Annotated in this window: 11 protein-coding genes; 7 read left to right on the forward strand and 4 right to left on the reverse strand. The window is 42.5% G+C overall.

The features are described 5' to 3' along the window. Nucleotides 1-126: 126 nt before the first annotated feature. Nucleotides 127-2379 (forward strand): UvrD-helicase domain-containing protein, encoded by a 2253-nt coding sequence (locus TV75_RS12715; protein ID WP_082051275.1) that lies wholly within the window; start codon nt 127-129, stop codon nt 2377-2379. A gap of 220 nt (nt 2380-2599) precedes the next feature. On the opposite strand, the gene TV75_RS22125 is transcribed toward TV75_RS12715, so the two are convergent. Continuing rightward, nucleotides 2600-2740: a hypothetical protein gene (locus tag TV75_RS22125; protein ID WP_172655744.1), complete on the reverse strand. Its 141-nt coding sequence runs from the start codon at nt 2738-2740 to the stop codon at nt 2600-2602. A gap of 264 nt (nt 2741-3004) precedes the next feature. Between TV75_RS22125 and TV75_RS22370 the strand changes: the two genes are divergently transcribed. Further along, nucleotides 3005-3097 (forward strand): putative holin-like toxin, encoded by a 93-nt coding sequence (locus TV75_RS22370; RefSeq protein ID WP_220154057.1) that lies wholly within the window; start codon nt 3005-3007, stop codon nt 3095-3097. A gap of 173 nt (nt 3098-3270) precedes the next feature. Here the strand turns inward: TV75_RS22370 and kynB are convergent, their stop codons facing one another. Together kynB and kynU are read right to left on the reverse strand one after the other, a co-directional pair. Further along, a complete protein-coding gene (gene kynB, locus TV75_RS12720; RefSeq protein WP_044339144.1) occupies nt 3271-3894 on the reverse strand; it encodes an arylformamidase in 624 nt (207 codons plus the stop codon). 29 nt (nt 3895-3923) lie between these two features. Beyond that, nucleotides 3924-5207: a kynureninase gene (kynU, locus tag TV75_RS12725; RefSeq protein WP_044339145.1), complete on the reverse strand. Its 1284-nt coding sequence runs from the start codon at nt 5205-5207 to the stop codon at nt 3924-3926. A gap of 214 nt (nt 5208-5421) precedes the next feature. Here kynU and TV75_RS12730 point away from each other — a divergent pair, with 214 nt between their 5' ends. The 3 genes from TV75_RS12730 to TV75_RS12740 all read left to right on the forward strand — a co-directional run bounded on the left by TV75_RS12730 (nt 5422) and on the right by TV75_RS12740 (nt 9798). Next, nucleotides 5422-6810 (forward strand): sigma 54-interacting transcriptional regulator, encoded by a 1389-nt coding sequence (locus TV75_RS12730; protein WP_044339146.1) that lies wholly within the window; start codon nt 5422-5424, stop codon nt 6808-6810. 131 nt (nt 6811-6941) lie between these two features. Further along, nucleotides 6942-8318 (forward strand): YjiH family protein, encoded by a 1377-nt coding sequence (locus TV75_RS12735; RefSeq protein WP_044339147.1) that lies wholly within the window; start codon nt 6942-6944, stop codon nt 8316-8318. A gap of 157 nt (nt 8319-8475) precedes the next feature. Continuing rightward, nucleotides 8476-9798: an aspartate aminotransferase family protein gene (locus TV75_RS12740; RefSeq protein WP_044339148.1), complete on the forward strand. Its 1323-nt coding sequence runs from the start codon at nt 8476-8478 to the stop codon at nt 9796-9798. A 51-nt stretch (nt 9799-9849) separates the two neighbouring features. Here the strand turns inward: TV75_RS12740 and TV75_RS12745 are convergent, their stop codons facing one another. Beyond that, nucleotides 9850-10701: a MurR/RpiR family transcriptional regulator gene (locus TV75_RS12745; protein ID WP_044339149.1), complete on the reverse strand. Its 852-nt coding sequence runs from the start codon at nt 10699-10701 to the stop codon at nt 9850-9852. 302 nt (nt 10702-11003) lie between these two features. On the opposite strand from TV75_RS12745, the gene TV75_RS12750 reads away from it, so the two are divergent. Together TV75_RS12750 and gntK are read left to right on the forward strand one after the other, a co-directional pair. After that, complete coding sequence (locus tag TV75_RS12750; RefSeq protein ID WP_044339150.1) at nt 11004-12347, forward strand: GntP family permease; 1344 nt, start codon at nt 11004-11006, stop codon at nt 12345-12347. A gap of 90 nt (nt 12348-12437) precedes the next feature. Next, a complete protein-coding gene (gene gntK / locus TV75_RS12755; protein WP_044339244.1) occupies nt 12438-13949 on the forward strand; it encodes a gluconokinase in 1512 nt (503 codons plus the stop codon). Nucleotides 13950-14023 lie beyond the last annotated feature (74 nt).

A 14023-nucleotide genomic window follows, 5' to 3' on the forward strand; every position in this document is an offset into this window, starting at 1 on the left:
GTTTAACAGTATTTTCATATCTATCAGTCTATCCCTATCATCCTGAGATTGTCATTGCTATTTTTGAAGGGCTCTTGTTATGATGAGAAGGTTATGAATCGTAAAGAAAAGCTAGGAGAATGAGCTTTGAATAAAGTATTGAAGAACTATTCTATTTACCCATATGAAGCGGAAAAGAAGGAAATCCCGGTAGCGCCACTCCATAAAGGGGAAACGACGAAACAGCTGATATCCTCTCATGAAGAGGATTCTTTTTTCTTTCGGACGATGGAGGATGCCGGCATTCTTTTGAATGCTTCTCAGATAGATGCTGTGCGCCATGTGAAGGGACCGTGCTTAACCCTGGCCGGTGCCGGGACTGGAAAGACGACGGTTCTCGTATGCCGGGCAGGTTACCTGATGTCAGTGAAAAATATTCTGCCGAGGAATATTTTACTTGTGACATTTACAAAGAAAGCAGCGGAAGAAATGAAGCAGAGGATTTCAAGTCTGCCGGGGACAGAAGCCTTCGGACAGGTGCATGCCAGTACGTTCCACGCTCTGTTTCTTTATTTATTGAGATCCCGCCATTATACACAAGAAGTGATCGGGAACGAACGCTATAAACAAATTATCTTGAAGCAAATTCAGAGAGAAATGAATATATATGACCCTTATGATGCGGAGACTCTCCTTGCAAAACTCTCTCATTATAAGCTGAATCAAAAGGATATCAGGGATCTTCCGCAGAAATCCAAGTCAGAAAAAGAAGTGCGAGACATTCTCTTAAAATATGAAGAGTGGAAGCGGATGAATCATAAAATGGATTTCGATGATATTTTGACAGAGGCATATCAATTATTACTTTCGAATCCTAACCTCCTGACCTCCCTTCAGCATCGTTTTCAGTACGTGATGGTAGATGAATTCCAGGATACGAATCTTGTACAATATGAGCTTATCAAGTTGATTGCGGCTCATCGGAATTTGTTCGTAGTAGGGGATGATGACCAGACGATTTACACCTTTAACGGAGCAAGAAACGAATTCATTTTGGATTTTGATGAAGAGTTCCCCGACGCAAAGGTTGTAACATTGAAGGAGAACTACCGATCGGATGCCTATATTATAGGGCTCGGGAATGAAGTGATTGGACGAAATGATCACCGCAGGAAAAAAGAGCTGATTGCCACGAAAATAGAAGGACAAAAACCGCTTTATTCAAGACCGGCAACTGCTGATGAAGAGGCTGTCTGGATCACAGAAGAAATTCACCGGTTAATAGAAGAAGGCTATACATATGGGGATATGACGATTCTTCATCGCACGATGAGCAGCGGGCGGGCAGTCTTTGAGCAGCTGCTATTAAAGGAGATTCCGTTCACGCCTTATAATCAGAAAGATTCCCTCTTCTATGAGAACTGGACGGTGAAACCGGTGGTGGATTACTTGCGTTTATCGATTGTTCCAAGGAATTTTTCAGCCATGGAATCCCTGCTGCCGACTTTATTTATAAGAAGGGACCGGGGGATGGCTCATATTCTGGAGGAAGATCGTAAAGAGAGAAAGAAATATCCTCTCATCCATTTGACGACATTATCAGGATTGAAGCCGTTCCAGGTAAAGAATATTAAAGAACGGATGAAGTTTCTAAAGTCGATCGGAGACCAGTCACCTGAAGCTGCGATCAAACGGATCAGGAAAGAGTTCTATCATCAATACATCGATGCCCAGGAATCACATGTGGTAACAGAACAGAAGGAACTCATTAAAGAAATGCTGGACGAGCTTGAAGGGTCGGCGAAGCGTTTTGATTCGATTTCGGGTTTTATTACTTTTATTGATGATATGAAAGCAAAGTATGAGGAAATCTATACAAATCAAAGTCAAAAGAAGAATACGAACAGTGTTTCCCTCATGACGATCCATCGTTCTAAAGGTTTGGAATTTCCCGTCGTGTTTTTAATCGGAGCCATTGAAGGGAACCTTCCTCATAGCTCGGCCCTGAATGCCAATAAGCTTGAAGATAAGGTATACAAAAATCCGAATCAAAAAGAAAAGGTCCTGGGTGCAGTAGAGGAAGAAAGGCGGCTCGCGTATGTAGCCATAACGAGGGCAAAAGAAAAATTGTTTATTTCCTCTCCTGCCTATTATCAAGGTGAACAGCGGAAATGCTCGCGTTTTATTGCCGACTTATTTACGAATACTCCCCACACGGATCAGACTAAGACAAATAAAAAGGCGAGGAGCGGGAAGGTGAGTAAAATCCTGGCCTGGGTTTGCACAAATACCAAGTGCATTGCCTGGCAGAGACCGGAAACCCATGAAGATACGGAATCCAAAGTTTGTCCCCTATGCTCAAGTCCAATGAAGCTTGGCGAAAAGGAAATCACTGAATAAAAAAAGCTCGGGCGTCCTGGTAGACAGGATGTCCGGGCTTTTTGCTTTGCCGACTGTAAAGATATTAACCGTTATACGGATTTATCGACTTTTATGGGAAGATATCCACCTTTATTAGAGTTTATCAACCGTTCTTTCATTTTATCAACCGTATTTTCAAGATACCGACTGTTCTGCAAAAAATGACAAAATTCGCTATCGGTTATGAAGGCCCAAACCATCATTGTGAAAAATGATCATGATCATGAGAGTCGATCTTTTTCGAATCATTTGAATCCAAAGCTTGTCTTAAGAAATAAATAAGAATGCCCAAAACCATCCCAAGCATTACGACTAAACCCAAAGTGATTGTGATTCCCATTGTGCCGCCTCCTTTTTTAAATCAGCTATGGTCCAATTTTCATCATTTTAAACATCTATATCGTTATTCTATGAACAGGAGGAGGTATTATATGCGATTTAATCTCACTTATAGGCAGAATCCATTCAGTAAAAAGGAACTATTTTCTAAATACGCTCTAAAATTTAGAACATATGTTCGATTTTTGTGTTAAAATAAATGTACGGTGTACATAGCTGGGTGGGCAAGAGGCAGCTCCCTGAAGATGGGAGGTGATGAGCAGGAATGATCGAAACGGCAGACGTACTACAATTGATGATTGCCTTTGGTACATTAACAGTAGCAATAATCGCAGTCACGCAACAAAAAAAGAAGTAACCCACCCACTATGACAACTGCTAGGGAAAGGTTACTTCTATCTTATTAAAGGATAAATTGCTCACGGCAATGTATACTGTCAGAGTTCTGGTGGCAGCCAGGACTCTGTATCAATGAATGAACTTCTCTTTTTTATTATACAAAAAGCAACGAAAATCTGTAAAGAAATCTTCTTATTTTCGATCGATTAAAATGGCTCGAACGGGAGAGCCATCCCCTTCTTGAAGAGGGAGTGGAAGAGCCACCAATTCGTACAGGCCAGGCTCGACATCGTTAAGGAGAATCCCTTCCAATATCCCGATGTCATTTTCACGCAATGAATGATGGGCTACCAGATCCTTACTATCCAAGGGATCAACAGAAGGAAGGTCCACTCCTATCAGATCAATGCCCTTCTCCTTCAAAAAGGGGGAAAGTTCTTTGGTGATGGGAGGGATGCTTTCAGGAAACTGATCCGGGCTCTTCCAGGCATTGGTCTTAAAAAGAACCTTCTTAATTCCTGAAAAGTCGATACCTTTCATTTGTTCAGGGCTTATTTCTGCCGCATCCTCCACCGATACAACGATGGCGGGTCCCATAAACCTCTCTAATGGCAGGTCCAATATTCTCTTTCCACCACTGTCAAAGTGGAAGGGAGCATCGACGTGTGTTCCAGTATGGGAACTCATGGTAAGCTGACCGACATTAACGGATCCGGTTTCTTCTTTCGTCCAATTCAATGAGAAAGAAAAGGGAGTGTCCCCTGGCCAAACAGGAGTATCATTGTGCAATGGGCGTGAAATATCAATGATTTTCAAGCGGTCTCATCCTTTCCATACTAAAGAGGTTATGCTACGACATTCCGCGTATTTTCAAACTGCTTATATTCTTCATTTTCCATGATCGTCTTCAGGATCTGAATCGTTTCCCATACATCCCCGAATGAAGAGTACAGGGCCACAGGAGCCAGGCGAATCACATTTGGTGATCTGAAATCAGGTGTAACCTTGTTCACCTTCAGGGCTTTACAAATTCTTGCGGCTTCCTCATGCTTTAAACTGATATGGCCACCTCTCTTATCATCTTCAAGTGGATTGCAGAGTGTAAATCCATACTGGGAAAGCTCTTGTTGAAATAAATCCATCATAAATCGGGTAAGAGAAAGGGATTTTCTTCTCAGATTCTCAATGCCGGCTTCTTCAAATAACTCCAGGGAGCCAAGTAAAGGAGCGTTGCTTAATATATGCGGTGTCCCGATTTGGAAGGCACCCGCAGAATCTGCATGGGTCAATGTATGATCCATATCAAACTGCTTATCCTTACGGGAACTGAACCAGCCGGAAAGGCCAGGTTTCTTCCCTTTATGCCTGTTATGAACAAATAATCCACCAACACCACCAGGACCGCTATTTAAATATTTGTAATTGCACCACACGGCAAAGTCCACTCCGTCATCATGCAATTGATGAGGAAGAGCTCCAATGGAATGGGCTAAATCGAATCCTATCACAATGCCACGTTTATGGGCTTCGTCAGTCAATCGTTTTATATCCAAAAGCTGCCCGCTCCGATAAAGAACGGACGGCAATAGAATTAGGGAGATATCATCGGTCATGTTTTCAATGATGTCTTCTTCCCGCAGTGTATATCCGTCCTGGCTTTTTACCTGGATCAAATGCTCCTCAGGTGAGTAGCCTTTTAACTCCAACTGACTTTGGATCGCGTAAATATCCGAAGGAAAAGTCAATTCATCTGCTAAGATTTTGGTGCGTTTTCCATCAGGTTTATAGAATGTGGCAAGTAATTGGTGAAGGTTGGTCGTAATGGATCCTGTCACAATCACTTCTTCTTTTTTGGCTCCCACTAAAGGGGCTGTCATTTCGCCAAGCTTCTCAGAATAATAGAACCAGGGCTCCTGGCCATCCATCCAGCCATCGATCCCATGTTCCTTCCAATCTTCCAATGATGTGAGTAACGACTTCTCAGCCCGTTTAGATAATAAGCCTAAGGAATTCCCATCCATATAAAAGTGATCTTTCTTTATGTAAAATTCATCGCGGAAATGTGCCAATGAGTCCCGCCTGTCCATTTCCTTAGCATGCTCTACCGTTAATTTTTCTCCATGTGTCATCCCTATCCCACCTTAAACAGTCTTACCAAAATGATAATTGAAATGGTTTGAATAGTAAAATAATTTCTTGGTTTAATAGAGTGAAAAATATTTATTTTTGAATAATTTATTCAAAAATGTATAAAAAGTCAAAAAACTTTGGTATAAATGAATTAATATAAAAATTATCAGGATAATTATTCATTGTTGAATAATTTCAAGACTTGCAAAGGGGATGCTGTCTTTGACTGTAAAGAAAAAAAGTTGGAATGAGAATGAAGCGATCCTTCACTCACTGCAAGATGATATTTTAGTAACCAATACAGATGGGATCATCTTGAAAGTGAGTGACGCAACCGGGGATATTTATAACGTGAACTCGGCAGACATGGTAGGGAAATCTGTCTATGATCTGGAAAAAGAAGGCGTTTTTTCTCCGATATTAACCCCGATCGTTCTAAAAGAAAAGAAAAAAATAACGTTGGTCCAGACGAGTAAAGAAGGCAAGAAACTGCTTGTTACAGGGATCCCGGTATTCGATGAGACTGGTGAACTAGTGAGAATCGTAAGTTATTCCCATGATGTAACGGAATTATTGAATATGAAAAAGTACTTAACAGAAATGGAAGATGAGATGGAAAGGGTGAAAAGTGAGCTTGAAATCTTAAGGAGCCGTCATTATTATTCAGAAGGGATCATTGCCACAAGTAATGAGATGAAAAAGGTGTTACAGGTGGCCCTGCAAGTAGCAGAAGTCGATGTGAACGTCCTGCTCCTGGGAGAATCAGGTGTCGGCAAGTCCCATATCGCGAAATTCATACATAACAAAAGTCAACGAAGAGGCGGCCCGTTCATTGAGGTCAATTGTGGAGCGATACCAGACTCTTTGTTTGAAGCAGAGTTCTTTGGGTATGAACCCGGGTCTTTCACTGGGGCTGACCGCAAAGGGAAAGTAGGATTAGCGGAACTCGCTGAAGGCGGCACCCTATTTTTAGATGAAATAGGGGAACTATCTCTATCGAACCAGGTCAAAATTCTAAAGTTCATTCAGGAGAAACAATTTTATCGCGTAGGCGGTACGAAACAAAGGAAGGTTGACTTCCGGGTTCTGGCAGCTACAAACAAGGATTTAGAGGCGGCTGTAGAGGAAAAAGAGTTCAGGAGGGATTTATATTTCCGTTTGAATGTGGTTCCCATTACGATTCCTCCATTAAGAGAGAGAACATCAGACATCATTACGATGATCGAATACTTTGTAAATCATTTTTGTAAAAAATATCAGCGCCAAAGAGAGCTGGATGAAGGAGTAGTTCACCAGTTGTTGATTCAAGATTGGAAAGGGAATGTCAGAGAATTGATGAATTTAATTGAAAGACTGATCGTGACATCTTCCAAGCCATTAATTGAAATGGAGAATTTGCCTGGCTCTTACATAAAACATATGGGTGAAATTCCAGGCTTTGAGCACAATGGTCAATCGTTAAAAGACATTCTTGAAACAGTCGAAGAACAAGTATTAAAAAATGCGAGGGAGAAGCACAAGACTACTACTCAAATGGCCCAGGAACTGGGAATCAGTCAACCTTCAATAGTCAGAAAACTTAAAAAATACAAAATAAAATAAACGATTGGCATGAAACTTGCAAGTAATAATGTGAAAAGAACTGAAAGGTAGAGAAGGGGGATATTAATAGACTCATAAGTGATTTTCGAATGGTTAGGGGTTATGGATAAATTATAAAGGGGTGTTTGACAATGGAAGTCGGAAAACAAAATGTTAGTCAATTAGAAACCCGGTCGACAAAGGAAGCGATGAAGTTTATCATTCCGTCCTTATTGGGTGTATTGTTGTTCTTGGTGCCTGTTACGTATGAAGGGAATATGACAATCGGGGTAGGGATATTTGCTTCTTATTTTCAAGGGATGCTGGAAGGTGTACTGCCTTTATTCATGACAGTGGTTTTTGGTGTATCAGCTCTTATGGCTATTTATACAAAAGTTTTTAAACCTCAGTGGATTGTCAATCAATCATTTTTAAAAGGACTATTCGACGTAGGATACTTCTGGATCGCTGTTCGTGTCCTCGGTGCGATATTTGCGGTGATGACGGTAAATGGAAGTGGTCCCGAGTGGATTATTTCTGACTTTACAGGAGGAACTGTATTGTATTCGTTAGTTCCTGTCTTAGCCACTTGGTTTTTATTTGCTGGCTTATTGATGCCATTGCTTTTAGATTTTGGGTTGATGGATTTCTTCGGTACCCTGCTGCAGAAGATCATGAAGCCGCTTTTCCAATTGCCGGGAAGATCCTCCATCGATGCCCTTGCATCTTGGATGGGGAGTGGGACCGTCGGCGTATTGATCACAACGAAACAATTTGAAGAGGGTTACTACACAAAGCGGGAAGCGGCAGTCATTGCGACAAACTTTTCCGTTGCTTCAATCGCTTTCAGTCTTGTGATTGTCAGCTTCATCGGATTGGAATCAATGTTTGTTCAACTGTATGGGACAGTGGTTATTGCAGGGATAGCAGCTGCGGTCATATGTCCGCGTATCCCGCCCCTTTCCCGAAAGAAGGATACCTATTATGAGCCGGTTGGCATGCAAATATCTGAAACGGTTCCTGAAAATGTATCCCGTTTTCAATGGGGCTTTGAAAAAGCAGTAGAAAAAGCTTCAGAAGTGAAGAGTGTCGGAGAGGTAACGAAAAAAGGATTCCAGAACGTCCTGGATATCTGGTTTGGTCTTATTCCTTTAGTCATGGCCCTTGGAACGATTGCTTTAGTTGTAGCGGAATATACACCTGTGTTTGATGTATTGGCTTATCCGATTGTGCCACTATTAGAACTTTTGCAAATTCCACAGGCGGCAGATGCGGCTCCTGCCATGATCGTTGGTTTTGCAGACATGTTTTTACCTGCTGTAGTAGGGAGCGGAATTGAGAGTGAGTTAACAAGATTCGTCATTGCCGCCATGTCTTTGACTCAATTAATCTACATGTCCGAGATTGGTATTCTACTAATCAAATCCAAGATTCCGATCAGCTTTTTAGATTTATTCATCATTTTTATCCAGCGTACGATTATCACGTTACCAATCGTCGCGTTATTGGCTCATTTCTTCTTTATGTAAGACTCATTTCGTTAAGTTTGTTTGTTGTTATTGTAGAGGGGAAAGTACTAGTTTATTTCCGCTCCAATCAGCTTTCTGAGCATATATCCTTAATAGAAATCTTAATAGAAATCAATAAAAAACAAATTTGTCAGTCACATATATGGAGGTTACTAGAATGGAACGAACGTTTGAACAGCTTATTCAAAATATGCCTAATCGCCTGGCACCCAGTATGGCAAAGGATCACCCGAACTTACCGGTAGTAAAAGAAGAGGGGTGCTATTACTACGGGTTGGACGGAAAGAAATATCTTGATTTCACTTCTGGAATTGCCGTAACGAATGTTGGACATCGTCATCCGAAAATCGTACAAGCGATTAAAGATGCAGCAGATGGGCTTATGCACGGTCCTTCAGGTGTGATCATGTATGAATCGATCCTTCGATTGGCTGATGAGCTTGCGGAGATTCTTCCAGGAGATTTAGATAGCTTCTTCTTTGCCAATAGTGGTACCGAAGCGATTGAGGGGGCGATCAAACTTGCGAAATATGTAACGAAACGCCCTTATGTCGTTTCCTTTACCGGTTGTTTTCACGGACGTTCTCTTGGTGCATTAAGTGTCACGACTTCTAAGAGTAAGTATCGAAAGTTCATGCAGCCATCAGGCCTGACGTATCAGGTTCCATATGCGAACGAACGGGAGTGTCCAGAGGGGTATGACTCGGTCGGGTATGTTGTTGAGAAGCTTGAAAAGGATTTCGAAACTCTCTTTAATCATCAGGTCACTCCTGAAGAGGTAGCATGTGTCATCCTGGAACCTGTCCTTGGTGAAGGTGGGTACATCGTTCCTCCGAAAGCATGGCTCAAAAAAGTAAGGGAGATTTGTGATCGTCACGATATTTTACTGATTTTCGATGAAGTCCAAACAGGCTTTGGACGTACGGGAAATTGGTTCGCCGCTCAAACCTTTGATGTAACACCGGATATCATGGCGATTGCAAAAGGGATTGCCTCGGGGCTTCCCCTGAGCGCGACTGTTGCATCGAATAAGCTCATGAAACAATGGCCTCTTGGAAGTCATGGGACGACGTTTGGTGGAAACCCCATTGCATGTTCCGTTGGACTTGCTACATTGGAAGTCATGAAGGAAGAGAATCTTCTAGATAATACGAAAACAATGGGGGCTTATGCTGTATCAAGGCTGGAACTACTGAAGGAAAAACATCACGTAATCGGCAGCATTCGATCAGTCGGATTGATGATTGGCATTGAAATCGTTCATCCTCAAACTGGAAAACCAAATAAGGAAGGCTTAATGGATATTCTTGACCGGGCCCTGGATAAAGGCGTCTTATTCTATTTGTGTGGAAATCATAGTGAAGTGATCCGTATGATTCCGCCACTTACTGTAACAAAAGAACAAATTGATGATGGACTGCGGATGCTCGATGAAGCGTTAACGGAATACGAAGAATCGTTAATGAGCCATCTTGATTAAATTCCCATAGCATAAGAAAAGGTTGATCAGTTTCACACTGATCAACCTTTTTTATAGTCTTTTAACCGAAATAGCCTTCCTCATTTTCCGGAGTGCATCCTGACCTTCGATTTCCCTTCTCATCATCAGGTTTACATAAAGAGCATCAATTAGCGTTAATTGCGCAATACGGGAAGAGAGGGCCTCGGAGCGATAGTCGGTTTCTTCGGACACGGTGAAAAGTGATGTATCGACTCTTTGGCTCAATGGTGATTTTGCAAAATTGGTGATGCAGATTGTCTTTGCCCCGGTTTCTTTGACAATGTCTAGAACCTGGAGGATATCTTTCGTTGAACCTGAGTGGGAAATAAATACAGCACAATCATCACTCGTCATTTGGGAAGCGGTCATCAACTGGATATGACTGTCGCTCGCAGCATGCACACGTAAGCCGGTTCGAATGAACTTATGATAGGCGTCAAGTGCGATGACGCCTGATCCGCCACTACCGAAAAATTCGATTGAGCGTGCATTGATCATAATATCTACAGCTTTTAATAGTTTCTTTTCATCAACAACCATTAAGGTGTCTTCGATGGTTTTGATGTTCGAACGGAATACTTTTGTAGCAATCGTTTGAGCCGTGTCTCCTTCATCGATTCGCTCGTGTATGTCCTTAAGTCCCGTCACAATTTCCGAAGCAAGAGCGATTTTCATCGCTTGATATCCTTTAAAGCCGATTCGTTTGCAAAAGCGGAAGACTGTGGAGTCCGCGACCCCTAAATCTTCTGCTAAACCATTAATGGTTGAATGAATGATCTCGGTTGGGTTTTCAAGTATATAGTCGGCAATTTTCTTCTCAGTCACGCTAAACTGAGGATAGTGTGAGCGTATACTCGCTAAACAATGCTGATGTTGACTCATAGACATCACTCCTGTAAGGGTTTACATAGTTTTATTATACAAGAATAATAGAAAAATAAAAATAATTTCTGTAAACGGTTGCAAAAAGAAAAATATTTTTTATAATAGAGTTAGATGGAAAATAATTTTCCTTAGATATCTGGAACTGCGAAATGGAATTCCAATGTTGAATTCGGCAGATTTGAGAGTAGAAGTTACATAGAGTGAATTGTAAACGTTTTACTTTCCCGATTATTCAGGATCAATCGTTATAAAAAATCTGGCAGCCAAGCTGTCGTCATGAAAGAAAGGTAGGGATAGAGATGTCTGATCAAATGCTTATTTTAGTTGCATTAGCCGGAATTTTTCTTCTATTATTTTTAGTTATCAAAACGAAGCTTCATGCTTTCGTCGCCCTATTATTAGTAAGTTTGATTGTAGGGATCGCCGCAGGCATGCCTCTCCAGGAAGTTGTCGCTTCGATACAAAGCGGAATGGGCGGGACCCTCGGGTTTGTCGCTGTCGTAGTTGGTTTAGGTGCAATGTTCGGTCGTATGCTTGAAGTTTCAGGGGGAGCGGAACGACTGGCTCAAACCCTGATTAATAAATTTGGTGAAGATAAAGCGCAGTGGTCGTTAGGTATTACAGGTTTCTTGGTAGCCATTCCGGTATTCTTTGATGTAGGATTCATCATCCTTGTACCGATCGTATATGGTTTGGCAAAGAAAACTGGCAAGTCGCTATTATACTATGGAATCCCTTTACTTGCGGGACTTGCTGTAACCCACAGCTTCATTCCGCCAACTCCAGGACCAATTGCTGTAGCTGATTTAATCGGTGCTGACCTTGGCTGGGTTATCTTATTCGGTACTCTTGCAGGTATCCCATCCATGATCATCGCCGGTCCACTTTTTGCAAAATTCATTTCGAAACGAATTCATGCAGTGGTTCCGGATTATATGCAAGTGGAAGAGATCGAGTACGATAAAGAGCTTCCAAGCTTTGCAATGATTGCGTCACTTATCTCGATTCCTTTAGTGTTAATTTTATTGAATACACTTTCTGGTGTTCTATTAGATGAAGGAAATACCATTCGTTCAATCTTAACGTTCCTTGGTCATCCGTTCGTAGCGTTAACGATTGCGACTCTATTGACGTTTACATTATTAGGAACAAGACGTGGATATTCCCGTCAGGAAGTTCAGGACATTGCGACAAAAGCACTTGAGCCGGCTGGGATCATCATCCTTGTTACAGGAGCCGGTGGAGTGTTCAAACAAGTTCTGATCGACTCGGGTGTCGGTGAAGTACTTGGTGAAATGATGGCAGGTTCAAGCTTGCCTCCGATTGCCCTTGCTTTCTTAATTGCCATGGTCGTTCGTGTGGCACAAGGTTCAGCGACTGTATCCATGGTCACGGCAGCGGGACTAATGAGTCCATTAATTTCCACTCTTGGTTTAGAAGGGCCGGTCCTTGGTTTAATGGTCATTTCCATTGCAGCAGGAGCAACTGTCTTCTCTCATGTAAATGACAGCGGATTCTGGCTAGTGAATCGTTATTTTGGATTAGATGTGAAAGATACGTTAAAATCATGGACAATGATGGAAACGCTCATCGGTTTTGTAGGATTTACTGTAGTATTCATTATAGGGATATTCATCGGATAAAATAGGATAGAATAATAGTGGAAGAGGGAAGAGCCATGTCGCTTCTTCCTTTTCTCTATTTGTTTAGGAGGAACGAAAATGTCAGAATTCATGATTGGTGTCGATATCGGGACAACCAGTACGAAAGCGGTACTTTTTAATAAAAAGGGAGAAGCGATCGATCGTCATGGGGTCGAATATCCATTACATACACCGGCACCGGGAACCGCCGAACAGGACCCCGAAGAAATCTTCCGTGCCGTCATCAGTTGTATAAAGGAAGTGACCTCGAAAACAAGTGAGAAAATCTCGTTTGTGTCGTTCAGCTCTGCTATGCACAGCTTGATCCTGGTGGATGAGAAGGACCAGCCTCTGACTCCTTCCATTACTTGGGCTGATAACCGAAGTGCCGAATGGGCGGATAAGATAAAAAAAGAAATGAATGGGTTGGAGATTTATCGCAGAACAGGGACTCCCATTCACCCGATGTCCCCCCTTGTAAAGCTTGCCTGGCTGCAGCATGAAGAACCCGAATTATTTTCCAAGGCAGCTAAGTTCATTTCCATTAAAGAATTTGTGTTCCACCGCTTTTTCGGAAAATATGTTGTGGATTATTCAATCGCATCTGCAACAGGTATGTTCCATCTGGAGAACCTTGCTTGGGATGAAGAAGCGTTGAAGGTGGCAGGTGTCACCAAGGATCACCTTTCGGTTCCAGTCTCAACGACTGAAAGCTTAGTTGGCTTGAAATCTGAGTACACGGACATGATGGGCTTATCAGCCGACACACCGTTTGTCGTCGGAGCAAGTGACGGAGTCCTATCGAATCTTGGCGTCAATGCCATTGAACCGGGTGTCGTAGCCGTTACGATCGGAACGAGTGGTGCGATACGCGCTGTAACGGACCGTCCGGTAACGGATCCGAAAGGCCGCATTTTCTGTTATGCCTTGACGGATAATCATTGGGTGATTGGCGGGCCAGTCAACAACGGTGGTATGATCTTTCGTTGGGTGCGGGACGAACTGGCTTCTGCAGAGGTTGAAGTGGCGAGCCGGTTAGGGAAAGATCCTTATGAAGTCCTTACGGATATTGCATCTAAAGTAGAGCCGGGCTCGGAAGGATTACTCTTCCATCCGTATATGGCCGGAGAGCGTGCGCCTCTTTGGAACGCAAAAGCCCGCGGCTCATTCTTTGGACTCGGTATGCATCACAAAAAGGAGCATATGATCCGAGCCGTGTTAGAAGGAATTGTGATGAATTTATACAGTGTTCTATTAGCATTGGAAGAATTAATCGGAACACCGAAACGAGTGCAGGCAACCGGTGGCTTTGCCCGTTCTGAAATTTGGCGTCAAATGCTTGCCGACGTATTCGATCAGGAAGTGGAAGTTCCGGAAAGCTTCGAAAGCTCATGTCTTGGAGCAGTTGTCCTTGGGATGTATGGCAACGGGATGATTGACTCCCTGGAAGAAGTGAGTGAAATGGTCGGTTCTGTACATTCCCATCAACCGGATCCGAAAGCAACGGAAGCATATACGAAACTGATGCCTATCTTTATTCGCGTTCCACGTTTGCTGGAAGAAGAATATGAAGCGATAAGTGCATACCAGGAAGGAAGCTGACTCATCCGAGTCGGCTTTCTTTAGGTAAGAGTGGCAAGGAATCTACTTAGCCAAAAATAGTTGTTTTCATGTAT

The organism is Rossellomorea aquimaris, assembly GCF_000935355.1.
In the GTDB taxonomy this organism is placed as follows: domain Bacteria; phylum Bacillota; class Bacilli; order Bacillales; family Bacillaceae_B; genus Rossellomorea; species Rossellomorea aquimaris_B.

Coding starts and splice junctions, on each gene's coding strand:
- gntK (WP_044339244.1), top strand. CDS start 12,438: ATGATTGGTGTCGATATCGGGACAACCAGTACGAAAGCGGTACTTTTT.
- TV75_RS22370 (WP_220154057.1), top strand. CDS start 3,005: ATGATCGAAACGGCAGACGTACTACAATTGATGATTGCCTTTGGTACA.
- TV75_RS12730 (WP_044339146.1), top strand. CDS start 5,422: ATGCTGTCTTTGACTGTAAAGAAAAAAAGTTGGAATGAGAATGAAGCG.
- kynU (WP_044339145.1), bottom strand. CDS start 5,207: ATGACACATGGAGAAAAATTAACGGTAGAGCATGCTAAGGAAATGGAC.
- TV75_RS12735 (WP_044339147.1), top strand. CDS start 6,942: ATGGAAGTCGGAAAACAAAATGTTAGTCAATTAGAAACCCGGTCGACA.
- TV75_RS12745 (WP_044339149.1), bottom strand. CDS start 10,701: ATGAGTCAACATCAGCATTGTTTAGCGAGTATACGCTCACACTATCCT.
- TV75_RS12740 (WP_044339148.1), top strand. CDS start 8,476: ATGGAACGAACGTTTGAACAGCTTATTCAAAATATGCCTAATCGCCTG.
- TV75_RS22125 (WP_172655744.1), bottom strand. CDS start 2,740: ATGGGAATCACAATCACTTTGGGTTTAGTCGTAATGCTTGGGATGGTT.
- TV75_RS12750 (WP_044339150.1), top strand. CDS start 11,004: ATGTCTGATCAAATGCTTATTTTAGTTGCATTAGCCGGAATTTTTCTT.